Below are 13040 nucleotides of genomic sequence, written 5' to 3'. Positions count from 1 at the left end.
GGCTTTTTACTTTATTTACGATTCTCCACGACACCAGCTAATGCATACAACGCAATCATTGACGCAAAGTGACTGGAGACATTGTTTGGATCTTGTTGTGGGTAGACTTCGACAAAGTCCATACCGACAATCCCACGCTTTGTGAATTCATAAATTAAGGTCAGAAGCTCATATGATGTTAAGCCATTTCCATCTACAGGTCCACCTGGATTAAAGGCAAAGTCGAGGACGTCACTACAAACAGAAAGATAAACAACATCGACGCCTTCACTCGCTTGATCGTAGAGATCAGCTGCTAGCTTACGGATGTCTTTCGCTTCACGGATGTCATTGATCGTCACCGTTTTCGCACCAGCATCACGGGCAAACTTGCCAGTCTCTGGCTTGTTACGCGGGCCGTGAATTCCGGCATGAATCAGACTCTCATTTCGAACACCATCCAGCTCATACATTCTCGCAAATGGAGTGGAGCGTGCGTATTTATCACCGTCTTGATGCGGCATATTATCATAATGGGCATCAAGATGAAGAATGCCGACCTTTCCTTCTGTGCGTTCGGTTAATGCTTTCACTATCGGATAGGTAATCCCGTGGTCCCCACCAAGGGCGAGTGGAAATTTACCTGATTCCCACATCTTCCCTGCAAAGGACTCAATTCGGTTCATCGTCTCCACCACATCGGCTGGAACAACATCAACATCGCCCATATCAGCGAGCTTTAAATGTTCAAACACATCAATATGATCAAGCTCCGGCAAGTAGCCACTGTAACGACCTGAACAAAGGCGCATCACTTTCGGTCCAAGCTCGCAACCAGTGTAATCTCCCCATGTCACAGCTCCTTCCCAAGGTACACCATAAATTAGGACATCTGAATCCTCCGTTGATTCGGTTGTTCCATTAATTGCCCCTAAGAAAGGCGGCGTATTTCCATAAATATTCTCACTCATCCAACCCACTCCTCGCTTCAATAGTCACCCTCTTTATATACCCTATTTTGGCGAGGAGTAATCATGAAGCTTACTCTTCTTCCTCAATCGTTAAACCCTCTACATGCTTCCTGTTCATTTGATGCTTTTTCTTGCGGTATTCTTTCGTTTTGAAGACAATGTCGAAATCATAATCCTCTGGATAGAGTTCGCTTGCTGATACATGAAGTTCAAGTCTTTTATGATTGATCGACTTCTTCTCTCCTTTTATTTGAACGCTATAATTTCCTTTTTCATCAGGCCCTTTATAGATGATGCCTAATTCATCTGTAGCCGTTATGCGGACATTATCCCCTTTGGCAAAGGTCTTTACAGCTTCTTCATTGCTGCTCTTTTGGAGAGATTTTTTCCTAGCATGCTTATTAATCGTCAACTGCTTCACATATCCTTTTTCACTCGTATCAATATTGTGCTTGAGTGGTTTGTTATAGGTCGATGTGTATGCACGTTGAACTAGCTCCGGATGCATCCCTAATTTGAGGGCGATCTCGAAGGCTTGGCTCTTACCGGTTTCACCAAGCAGCAGCTTATAGGTTGGCTTCAACGTCTCAAGATCAAATTCCATTGACCCATTGATAAACCCCTCTCGTTCATCGGCCAAACGTTTCAACTCACTGTAGTGTGTAGTCGCAAGTAAGGTCGCCCCTTTTTGATAGAGATGCTCCATGATCACTTGAGCGAGGTTCATCCCCTCATTTGGATCGGTTCCAGATCCTAGCTCATCTAGTAACACCAATGTATGATCATTGGTATCCTCTAGGATCTGGATGATGTTTTTCAACCTCGAACTAAATGTACTCAAGTTCTCCTCAATGCTCTGACCATCCCCCATATCGACATAGATCTTGTGAAATAAATGGAGAGAGCTGCCTTCTTCTGCTGGAATCATTAACCCAGTAGCCGCCATCATCGAAAGCAGTCCAACCGTTTTGAGCGTAACGGTTTTCCCTCCTGTATTCGGTCCCGTGATCACTAATGCGCGGTCCTCTCCTCCAAGCCGGAGCGTGAGCGGAACAGCTTCTCTTCCTAGCATCGGGTGTTTAGCTTCACGCAAATCAATCAGATAATCCTCGTTTACAGATGGGATCGTCCCCCCTATTTCAACTCCATATTTGGCCTTTGCAAACAGGACATCATATTGGTGCATGGCCTCAATCGCAATCTGAATTTCTTGTGCTTTTTCTAAAATCATTCCGGTTAAGGTGTACAATACTTGCTGTTGTTCATGGTCTTCCGCGATCTGCAGGGTGTTTACCTGTTCTTGGATTGTTCCAAGCTCACTTGGCTCAATGAAAAGAGTCGCCCCTGATGCCGAGGTGTCAATCACAGCCCCGCTTACTTTACTGCGATATTCTCGTTTAATCGGCAGCGTGTAATGGCCATTCTTCTCAATCATCATTTTTTCTTGTAAATAGGACTGATACTTTTTATTTCCAGCAAGCCTCTCCGCTTTCGCCCTCAGATCTTTTTTTGCCTGCTTCAATTGCTTACGAACACTGGCAAGCTCTGGTGTTGCATAATCGTCAATTTGTCCATGCTTTAAGCAGCGTGAGATTTCCTTTTCAAGCTCCTCTAAATCCTCAATCGACCAGGCATACGTCGAGATGATCGGTGCTACGTATTCTTTATCCCGCATGAAGCGTTTCAATTTGCGACAATGATCTAAAAAGGATAGGACAATCGTCAATTGATCCGGGCGCAAGAAAAGTCCTTTATTTGCTTGATCCAAGTACCCACCCATCTCATCGAGCGAATGAATCGGCACACTTGAGGAGATCTCTAGAATGCGAACTGCTTCACGTACTTCCTCTAATTGATGTTCAATGACTTTTTTATTTACTAAGGGCTGACTGCTTCGAATCTTAGTCTTCGCCCGTTCTGTGATGGCTTTATCTGCTACTCGATCTAGAATACGATGGTAATCGAGTTGGTCCATTGTTTGATGATTCATATGTGATGCCTCCTACTATTTTTTGAAAACAAAAAAAGCCGCCTCAAGCATACGCTTAAGACGGCAAATGAGGACCCTTCACTAAAAGTGAACTTTTGCAGGCAGACTGATGATCACAGTCCTCCCCCGCAACACAAGCTATGACGAGGGCCACAGCTTGTAGGTTTCCCTATAATTCCGCTAGGTGCTTGTTCTTAACCACGTCTTCAAACGGCATCCCAAATAAACCAGCACTCAGCTGATTTTTTGACCATTTCAAGACGTTATCCAGTTACAGATTAGTTAAGAACACACACACTCATCAAAATTCTCCTTTATTGTGAAGGGCCATTTGTTTTCATTATTATCGTAGCCCCTCACTTGTGAAATGTCAATTCCGGATAGATTCCTTTTAGTTAGAAACTATCTCATATAGTTATGCACGAGCTCGTAGCAACGAGTTTTCGTATAATCCGCTAGTTCTTCTATATGAACGATCCTTGATAAAGTTCCGCCGCCTTCTTCATCATATCTTGCTTGAGCTGCAGCATCGCGATCTTTAATCCATTGTCGTTGTTCATCTCTTAGTGCGTCCATTTCAGCTTCGGATAACTGTGTTTTTAACACACCATAGATCTCATTTAAAATATCATCCCATAAGGTAAGATTGTATCCATGGTCTTCCATAGCTTGTCCGTCCGTCTCATAAACAACATCTATATCATTTGCATCTAGGTGTGCGAGCTTTTGAATGTACTCTTCCTTAGCACTTGTTACATCTTGCTCAGAACTCTCTACTTCATTTTTCTCTTCTTCTTTTTGCTCGACCTGAGGTGTTTCGGTCTCATTTGGTTCTTCTTCGATCTCTTCAACAGGCATTGTTTCACTCTCAGGATCATGGATTAAATGGGTATCCATCGCACTAATCGCTACGATTCTTTTATCGGTTGGACTATTCAGTACAAAGATATAGAACTTACCAAACCCTCGTAAATCTTCAAACGTCTCCATAAACCTTGGCGTTTCGTTTCCTTTTTTCAATAGCAGTTCTGCCTCTTCTTTTGTCAATTGCAGATCATAGCCCTCAAGAGAGACACCTTGCCAACTATCCAACAGCCAAGCCCCTTCTACATTTACCAAATAGAACTCCCACTCAACTCCCATATTACTCAATTCAGTAGCTGGCTCTATCGCTGTAATGATCAACTCATCACTATTAGGTTGTTCGTATTTAAACTTCACATCGTAGCTCAGTAAAGGCTTGAAACTTAGATCACATTGACAATAATAGTCTTCTGATATCCCACTCAAATAATAATCAGCAAAATCTTCTGTTCCACAAGAAAGCAAACTTGGCCTCATTATGTCAAAATCTGCTGGTTGATCGATCCCCCAGCCATATTTATTCCCATATGTATCAAACACGTTGAAAATTCGATCCAAATTCGATTGAAGAATTTTTTGAACGTCCTTCTTCTCTAATTTCGTGACCACTTCTTGCTTCAACTCTTTTTCTCTCGTTTCTTCTTTCATTAGTTCTGTATCACTAGTGCCCTCTTCTTCTAATTCTTCAACTTCACTTGAGGATTGCTCATTGGAACATGCAAATAACAATAAAATAATAATAATAAATAAAGACTTAAGTTTCATACCTTTTCTCCCTTTAATGTACATTTAATAAGAAAATTATACCAATTAATAGGTATATTTACTATTATAATTCTTAAAGACTGGATATAAAGTTTTAAAAAAACACAAAAAACCATCTTGAGCACAGACTTAAGATGGTTTTTTGTGTTTGATTATTTCCGAATAAACAAATATACAATAAAGCCAACAACCGGGAAAAAGAGTGTCGCCACCAGGATCAGCAGGCTGTATTCCTTACTATTCCCCTTGCGTATTGAGTCACGGTAACACCAGATACTTGTGATGACATTTAAAATAAACCCACCAAAGATTAATAAAAAGACGATAGGTAATATGAGTAAGTCCATGATTGATTCCTCCTCTTCTACAGTAGTAGTTTACGTAAAAAAGAGAGAATCGTTTCACCTATTGAAAAATAAAAAATGCTGACCCCATCATCACAGGGTCAGCATCTACGATTATTCTTATTGATTGAAGACTGCCTCGACCGCATCATAGGCATTGACATAACCTGCGCCAACTTCCCATGATTCATAACCAGGCATATCTGTAGCTGTTTCTTGTAGTATGTCTTTTACTTCACTTGGTGTGAGTGCTGGATTCGCATCAAGAAGTAAGGCCACAATCCCCGCCACATGAGGTGTTGCCATCGACGTTCCGCTCATCGTTGTGTAGAACGGAAGATACGTTGGTTCAATCAATTGAAGATCCTTTGGAGCGGAAATGACTGAGAGTGGCGAGAGTACTCGTGTGGAGATGATATCTACACCCGGCGCGACGACGGTAGGCTCATCCTTCCACTCCCACTGCTCCCCGTCTATTTCAAATGTTCCACCAACATCTTTCGTTCCTCTTGAAGAGAAATCAGCCAAGCTGCCGTCTTTCTCACCAGCTCCTACTGAAATGACCCACGGTGCTTTTGCATATGGATTATGCGTATCCTCAGATGGTCCTTCATTTCCGGCAGCAAATAAAACGGTAATCCCAGCATCATGCGCTTTTTTACTAGCTACGTTGATCGGATGATGCGGATCAAATTCTCCCGATGAGCCCCAAGAGTTTGTGATCACTTGGATGTTGTACTCATCCTGGTGCTCAATGGCATAATCAAAGCCACCAATTCCATCTAAAACGAGCAATACAGCACCCGATCCATAGCCAATCAGATCAGCTTCTGGCGCAGCACCTGCATACTTCCCACCAGACATCGTACCCGTTCCACCAACTGTTCCAGCTACATGGGTACCGTGACCTGAGTTGGTATCTGTGTTGATCACGTTTTCGATGTAGGAGATCGGGATGATGCCTGTACTAGATAAATAAGAGGTACCTAACACATTTTGAACGAGGTTCTTTTTAAAGGTATGATCCCCGTGCGTACCATCGACGCCACTATCGTTCACAACAACACCGACCCCTTTTCCGGTAACAGGGAGACCACCATTTTGCTCAGCGAACCCTTCATCGGCACGAACTTGATTCACTCCTGTTATTTCATTGGCATCGGCATTAAAGTACGTGAGTCGTTCGTTTAAATAAATCGACTTTACCTCTTCATCTTGCGCTAATTGTTCCACTTGAGCTTTCGTGGCAAGAGCACCGACGATTGGCAATTGATTGAGGGTAACCGCCGTCGTGATATTGAGGTTCTCTAATAGGGAGATATTCTGCGTGGTAGGCTTGTCCTCCCCGTCAAACGTCACAATAATTTGTGCGGTCGATTTGCTCTCTAGCGCCGACCATACCTTTTCATCGACTACCGCAGACGTGGCCTCGGCTGACGTGTTGTTGAAAGTGAAAGCTTGGAGAATAAGAATAATCATGAGCATGAAAACAAGATATTTTTTCATTACGACACTCCTTCTTTTTTAATAGTTAGAATTGTCACACTATTATCTTGACACAAGGATACAATTTCCACTATTCGACATTTGTACTATCTATTAGTAAATAACTATCAATTGCTCACACTAAAGTTACATGAAGAGACTGAGTTGGGATTGGGACGTTTTTGTTTAGGCAGGTCGATGGTAGGTGGGCTGATATGTGCGATTTGATCGGGTTTATGAGCGAGGTGGTTGCGGGTATGAGCGGAATTTTTGGGATATGAGCGATGTCGAGCTAGTTATGTGCGGTATATTGAATATATTTGCGAGCACCGTGCTGATAGGCCATATATGTGCGAAACCACTTATTTCTCCGCTCTCCGATTCGGTATGTGCGAAATTCTCGGCCTTATGTGCGAGCTCAAGCCTGATATGAGCGCTATTCTCCAGATATGTGCGACTTCACGCTACTTATGTGCGCGAGCCGCATTATATGTGCGAGCCGCACTCTGGCACCCCATATATGAGCGAAACCAACGAACCTACGCTCTCAGACTGGGTATTGTGCGAAATTCTCAGGCTTGTGTGCGAGCTCAAACCACATATGAGCGCAAATCCTCATATATGTGCGACTTTCCGCTACTTATGTGCGCTATCCGCATTATATGTGCGAGCCGCATCCGGGCACCCCATATATGAGCGAAACCACAGCTCCAAGCTCCGCACCACACAAAAAAAACGCGCCCAAAAGGCGCGGTTTTCATTATGATGCTCTTCTGGAACGGATGCGCTGTCTGACATTGGACTGCAACAGGTATAGTGCAGGCACAATGAATAGTGTCAGGAGCGTTGAGAAGATCAGTCCGGAGACGATCGCAATACCTAGCGGCTTAAACAAGGTGCTGTTGCCGAGTGCAACAGGGAGTAAGCCGGCAATCGAGGTGAGCGAGGTCAACACGATGGGGCGGAAGCGTTGCTCGGCTGCTAGCATAACAGCTTCGCGTGGGTCGACTCCTTCTTTTCTTCGTTGCTCAATAAACTCAATCAGAACAATTCCGTTACGAACGACAATACCAGCCAAACTGACGGCTCCCATCATCGACATGAAGCCTAGTCCCGTCTGGGTGATAAATAGCCCAATGAGTGCACCGGCGATTGCTAGATAAACGGTGCTTAAAATTAAGATTGGCAGCGTCAGTGAGTAGAACTGGATCGCAATGACAATCAAAATTAAGAAGACAACGACGATGAAGATTTTCCCGATATCAATAAAGACATCGGTTCTAGCTGATGTTTCCCCGCCGATGGAAAGGTTGTATGCAGCGTCGTTTGCAGTGACTGCATCGAGGTCTGCACGGGCATCTGCTAAGATCTCATCACTTGAGCGTTCGTTTGGATACGCACGCACCGTGATTGTTGGAACGGTATTCGCATGTGGAATACGCGGGTCAGATGTGACTTCTTCGGTTGTGACGACATCGGCAAGTGCGATGCTCTCACCCGTCATTCCTTCCACTGTAATGTCTTCTAATACGTCAACAGATAACGAATCTGTACCAAACACCATTCGCATATCAATTAATTCCCCAGGCTGCTGCAGCTGGCCAAGTGGCAAGCCTTCGCCGACTAGGCGTAGTGCTGTGGCGATATCGTCACTTGAGAGGCCATTCTCTTCAAGGGCGTCACGATCTGGTGTGACTTGAATCGTTTCGACATTTTCGCCGACGTCATCATCGACGTTTGCGACACCATCGGTTTCAGCGAGGATGTCTTTGACTTCGGCTGACATTTCGCGCAATGTTTCAAAGTCTTCTCCACTGATCTCAATCGCGATCGGGGCACCAACTGGTGGGCCTGATTCGATCATCGAGACGTTGATGTTTAAATCAGGGAATTGCTCTGGTAATGTTTCATTCCATTCGTTCATTGTCTCACGTGTTGAGTATTGCTCGCGGTCAATGAAGACGAGGAAATTGGCGGCATTTTCACCTGAAGCTCCGCCTCCCCCTGCTCCGAATAGGCGCGGGATGTCTGTTCCAACGTAGGTGGAAACAGAGCGAACATGGTCAACATCATAAAGCCATGCTTCTAACTCTTCTGCTTGTTCTTCTGTTGCACCGAGTGCGGTTCCTTCAGGAAGAGTCACCTCAACGAACACTTCTTCACGGTCCGTGTCTGGGAAGAACTCTAGTGGTATAAATGGAATCAGCGCATACGCTGCTGTACCAAGCAAGAAGCCTGTTACCACAACGAGGAGTGGGCGTTTTGTAACGCCTCTCATCATCCGCTTTCCATAGAAGCCTGCTGCCTTATCAAACGTTCCACCTAAAAATCCGGCTGGCTTTCTCTCGCTTCTTCTAGTAGGCGAAGCCGTTTTTTCCTTAATTGATCTGTAAATCGGAATTAAGAATAAGGCGACAAATGTTGATGCGATCATCGTTGCAATTAAGACGGCTGGGAGTGGGCGGATGAATCCTCCGGCAGCTCCTGGCAGCAGCATTAATGGTAGGAAGGTGAAGACGACCGTCAGTGTAGATGTTAAGACTGATACGGCGACTTCCTTCGTTCCATTGATGGCAGCGTTGATTGGTGTTTCACCCATTTGTAAGCGGCGTTCGATGTTTTCATTGACCACTATGCCGTCATCGACCAATATTCCCAAAGCAATTATAAAGGCGATCAGGGAAATTTGGTTCAAGTCGACTCCGATAAAGGGCAGCACGATCGCACCTAGGCTAAGTGATACTGGGATTGCAAGTGCGACACTGAGTGCGGTTGAGACATTTAGTCCGAGTGAGCAGACAATGAGTACGGACACAACTGCGATGGCAAAAGAAATCGCGAGGTCACGGAATAGTTCATTGACGAGGTCCGCTTGGGTGTAGAGCAGCGTCATTTCTACGCCCTCTGGCAGCTCAGCTTCGATTCGATCAACGAAGTCATTTAGTTCGTTTTGAGCGCTTGTGACACTCGCGCCTTGCTTGAGAGAGAACGTTAGTGAAATTGCTTCTTCTCCTTCAAATGCTACTTTCTCGGTCACTGGCTTGAATGTTTCATTAATCGAAGCAACGTCGCCAAATTGGATCATTTCACCTTCACCGTCAACACCTACTGGAAGGGTCTCAAGGTCAGATAGGTTGGTGAATGTCTCGAGCTCGACGCGGTAATTGTAGGCATCGGTCTTCCACTCACCTGGTGGGACTGCACTGATCTCTCCATTTAAGACGCCAATCAGTTGGTCTGTGGAAATGCCAGCATCGGCTAATTCTTCTGGATCAACTTCAATGAGGATTTCTTTTTCAAGCGTTCCTTGCGTTTGCATCGAGACGATATCTGGAAGCTCATTTAAGCGCGTATTCCAGCGGTCTAGAAGTGCATCGACTTCCGGAACGAGGTCTGGATTATCAAATGTGAGCTGGTATGTTGCGAGACCTTGGGTTGAAAGCTCGTTATTAAAGATCGGAGCATTCGCATCATCTGGGAACTCGGCCTGGGCATCATTGACGCGTTGGCGTACTTCATTCCAGATTTGATCGGTATCCAATCCTTCTTCAAGCTCAACTGTCATAAATGATAAGCCTGGGCTTGAAACCGACGTAAGGGAGGCTATTTCTGGCATTTGCGAGAGGCCTTCTTCAAGTAAATCGGTGACATTTTGCTCAACTTGCTCACTGGATGCACCTGGGTACACCGTTGTTACTTGGGCAATCGGTGGATCAATTTCTGGGATTTCACGTTGTGGGAGTTGCAGGAAGCTCAGTACCCCAACGAGAGTGAACATAATAAAGAATAGAATAGTAATTTTGCGTTTGCGAATAAGCCAGGATATCATTGGCTGTTCCCCTCTCCGAACACGGTTGATTGATTCATCTTATTTTGGACATGTATTATACAACTATTATACAGCTGATTATATACGGTGGGATTTAAAAGTACAATTGAAAGCATTTGGGAATAGGAAAACCGCACCTTGTGTTGGCACGGTTTCCTTTTTGAGGTGTCTACCACTCTCTCCATTCTTCTGTACAATCGCCATCCTCTTCTAGTCCTACCGTTCGTGCTGCACCGTCAATAAATTCGTAAAGTTCTTCTCGCTCTTCGGTTTCAATGAAATCATCGTATCCTTCATTGACCTCATTTAGCTTTAGGACGACTCGTTTCACACATTGGATGATTTCATCTTGCGTGGGATTGGAACTTAGCGTTTTTAAGTCATTGATATAAGAATCCAGAGTTTGATTCGTAGCTTCAATGCTTTCATGAGAGTAAAACTCTTCATAGTCTTCGTCTTCTTCTAACCTCTGTTTCCACTCAAGTGTCGGTTTTTTCGTGGTCCAGTTCTCTAGTGTCATAAGGTCCTCCAGTATGGTTGAAATGTAATAGTTAGAAAGAATTCGGTATTTACTTTTGTTAATCCTCTTTATTAGCCTGCTTATCTTTCGAGTAAATCGATATGAATCCGACATATTTCCTAAAAGATTTTCTTTTCCTTTCTATTATTCTTATTTATAATGGGAGTAACATACCATTACCATATTTCACCACAATTTATGACAAGAGAGGAACCTTTATGAAGAGGAAAAAACCTATTTTAATAATCGGTAGTTTAGTTGGTGTGCTAATTGTAGCTGCCATTTTAATGATGACGATTCTTCAAGATGATCCTGCCATGCTTACATTAGAGGATGCGAAGCAATCCTTTGAAGAGCGAGATTATGAATTATGTGCTGATATGTATCAGCAATTATTAGATACAGATCCTACTGATGTCGAGGCTCGTATTGGCTTGTCTAAGTGTTTGGTTGGGTTAGGTCAAGTCGAGGAAGCAGAACAACTTCTATTAGAGGGGATGCAATTATCACCAACTGAGCCGACCCTCTATTTGCACACGTCTCAATTTTACTTGGGACAATCTGAGGTTGTTAGGGCCCTTTCTTTATTAAATGAGGGAATTGAACGAACGAATAGTGAAACCTTAACAGAAGCTGTTGAATCAATTGTTTCTAATATTAGTATTGAAAGTGATCGTTCCATTGTTCAAGTTGGATTTGAACGCCCTCTTCAGTTGAAGTGGAAAGGAAATAGCGGACAATCTTCTGTTATGGAAGCAGAGTGGCAGGTAGCCGATGCTTCAGTTGGCACGATCACTACTAGTGAATCGGGAGACGTTCTATTTGAAGCAAAAGAACTAGGTACAGCCACAGTGATCGCCGAGACTGAGTATTTCACAAAAGAAAAAGAAATCAGAGTTCAGCAGCAAGTTGTGGAAGAGTTAACCTTTAACTTTGACGAGCCGCAAACGATTGCGATTGATGAAGAGATCGAGCTCTCTGTTCAGGCAACTGATGCTAATGGAGAAGTCATGTCGATCTCCCCTGCTTGGGCGCTGGAAAATAATTTCGGTACGTTGAGCTCGACAAGTGGTTCTAGCACAACTTATACAGGACAAGAAGCAGGGATAGAAGCTGTTATTGTCTCGTACCATGATTTAAACTCAATTTTAGAAATACGAATTGACGGGGATCAAAAAACGATCCTTACTCAAACAGAAGGAAATGGTTCAATCCTTCTCTCTCCACGACAAGACTCCTATGAGGTTGGAACAGAAGTAACGGTAAGTGCTGTTCCACAACTTGGTTGGGAATTTGCCGGATGGGAAGGCGACCTTTCAGGGTCTGAGATCGAGCAGACGATTACGATTGAAGATAGCTTAACGATTAAAGCGATCTTCACTAATGGCGGTCATATCTTATCCGTTGAAAAAGAAGGAGAAGGAACGATTTTAAGAAGCTCTCTTTCTTCCACCTTCGCATCAGATGAGCCGGTGACATTAACGGCGCGTGCAGATGAAGGATGGACATTTGACGGTTGGAGAGGCGATGTGACAAGCGCAAATGATTCGATTACATTCCAGCTTGATAGTGATACAACGGTACGTGCTGTGTTTGTAAGAGATGGCGAAGCTGCTCCTGCAGAGGAGACTGAGAATACGGATGCGGATGAAAGTGCGGCAACGGATGGAAACACGTACAGTTTGAGCCTTAATACGACAGGACAAGGAAATGTCGTAACGAACAAGACAGGCTCGACTTTCCAACCTGGAACTCAAGTAGCGGTTTCCGCGGTACCAGCTGATGGGTGGAGATTTGTTCGCTGGGAAGGAAGCGCAAGTGGAAGCAGCGTGCATACATCTGTCACGATGAACGGAAATCGCAGTGTGACGGCGGTATTTGCGAAAAATGAATCAAACGCAGGTGGTGGTAGTGGCGGAGGACAACAGCAGCCAGCTCCAGAACAACCTAAACCAAAACCAGAACCAGAGGCACCAAAGCCTCAAGAATATTCACTAAGCACTTCTGTTGTTGGTGGTGGGTCCATTTCGGGCGGTGGCGGCTCGTATAAGGCTGGAACGTCTGTCACGCTGACGGCCACTCCTAATGATGGATGGAGATTTGTCCGTTGGGACGGGGCGGCATCTGGCCAATCTGCAACGACAACGGTAACTATGAGCCAGAATCGATCGGTTACGGCTCACTTTGAGCGAGTCGCACAGCCTGATCCAAAGCCAGAACCAGTCGACCCACCAGATGAGTCAGATGATGAGGAAGATGGCGAAGAGTAACAGGTACTGAGAAAAAGAGCATT

8 protein-coding genes are annotated in these 13040 nt (G+C 44.4%); 1 reads left to right on the top strand and 7 read right to left on the bottom strand.

Annotated elements, in window-relative coordinates; all coding sequences use genetic code 11:
* Window positions 1-11 precede the first annotated feature (11 nt).
* The 7 genes from AB3N04_RS12820 to AB3N04_RS12790 all read right to left on the bottom strand — a co-directional run bounded on the left by AB3N04_RS12820 (window position 12) and on the right by AB3N04_RS12790 (window position 10747).
* Window positions 12-950 carry an agmatinase family protein gene (locus tag AB3N04_RS12820; RefSeq protein ID WP_368503139.1) on the bottom strand — a complete coding sequence of 313 codons (939 nt, stop codon included), beginning with the start codon at window positions 948-950 and terminating at the stop codon, window positions 12-14.
* A 70-nt stretch (window positions 951-1020) separates the two neighbouring features.
* Entirely contained in the window at window positions 1021-2940 is a 1920-nt protein-coding gene (locus AB3N04_RS12815) for an endonuclease MutS2 (RefSeq protein ID WP_368503138.1), read from the bottom strand.
* Window positions 2941-3342: 402 nt separating this feature from the next.
* Window positions 3343-4569, bottom strand: coding sequence for a lysozyme inhibitor LprI family protein (locus tag AB3N04_RS12810; protein WP_368503137.1), 1227 nt, complete (start codon window positions 4567-4569; stop codon window positions 3343-3345).
* Between the two features lie 152 nt (window positions 4570-4721).
* The gene (locus tag AB3N04_RS12805; RefSeq protein ID WP_368503136.1) at window positions 4722-4916 is read right to left on the bottom strand and encodes a PLDc N-terminal domain-containing protein; all 195 of its coding nucleotides are present in this window, start codon (window positions 4914-4916) and stop codon (window positions 4722-4724) included.
* Between the two features lie 117 nt (window positions 4917-5033).
* Entirely contained in the window at window positions 5034-6419 is a 1386-nt protein-coding gene (locus AB3N04_RS12800; protein ID WP_368503135.1) for a S8 family serine peptidase, read from the bottom strand.
* Window positions 6420-7158: 739 nt separating this feature from the next.
* The gene (locus AB3N04_RS12795) at window positions 7159-10227 is read right to left on the bottom strand and encodes an efflux RND transporter permease subunit (protein WP_368503134.1); all 3069 of its coding nucleotides are present in this window, start codon (window positions 10225-10227) and stop codon (window positions 7159-7161) included.
* Window positions 10228-10396: 169 nt separating this feature from the next.
* Complete coding sequence (locus tag AB3N04_RS12790) at window positions 10397-10747, bottom strand: hypothetical protein (RefSeq protein WP_368503133.1); 351 nt, start codon at window positions 10745-10747, stop codon at window positions 10397-10399.
* 218 nt (window positions 10748-10965) lie between these two features.
* Between AB3N04_RS12790 and AB3N04_RS12785 the strand changes: the two genes are divergently transcribed.
* The gene (locus tag AB3N04_RS12785; RefSeq protein ID WP_368503132.1) at window positions 10966-13017 is read left to right on the top strand and encodes a tetratricopeptide repeat protein; all 2052 of its coding nucleotides are present in this window, start codon (window positions 10966-10968) and stop codon (window positions 13015-13017) included.
* Window positions 13018-13040: the final 23 nt, after the last annotated feature.

Origin of the sequence: Alkalihalophilus sp. As8PL, assembly GCF_040939795.1 — a bacterium.
Taxonomy (GTDB): Bacteria; Bacillota; Bacilli; order Bacillales; family Bacillaceae_D; genus Alkalihalophilus; species Alkalihalophilus lindianensis.
Note: the sequence above shows the minus strand (reverse complement) of the source record. Positions and strands in the feature narration are given on the sequence as shown.

Coding starts and splice junctions, on each gene's coding strand:
- AB3N04_RS12820 (WP_368503139.1), bottom strand. CDS start 950: ATGAGTGAGAATATTTATGGAAATACGCCGCCTTTCTTAGGGGCAATT.
- AB3N04_RS12815 (WP_368503138.1), bottom strand. CDS start 2,940: ATGAATCATCAAACAATGGACCAACTCGATTACCATCGTATTCTAGAT.
- AB3N04_RS12810 (WP_368503137.1), bottom strand. CDS start 4,569: ATGAAACTTAAGTCTTTATTTATTATTATTATTTTATTGTTATTTGCA.
- AB3N04_RS12805 (WP_368503136.1), bottom strand. CDS start 4,916: ATGGACTTACTCATATTACCTATCGTCTTTTTATTAATCTTTGGTGGG.
- AB3N04_RS12800 (WP_368503135.1), bottom strand. CDS start 6,419: ATGAAAAAATATCTTGTTTTCATGCTCATGATTATTCTTATTCTCCAA.
- AB3N04_RS12795 (WP_368503134.1), bottom strand. CDS start 10,227: ATGATATCCTGGCTTATTCGCAAACGCAAAATTACTATTCTATTCTTT.
- AB3N04_RS12790 (WP_368503133.1), bottom strand. CDS start 10,747: ATGACACTAGAGAACTGGACCACGAAAAAACCGACACTTGAGTGGAAA.
- AB3N04_RS12785 (WP_368503132.1), top strand. CDS start 10,966: ATGAAGAGGAAAAAACCTATTTTAATAATCGGTAGTTTAGTTGGTGTG.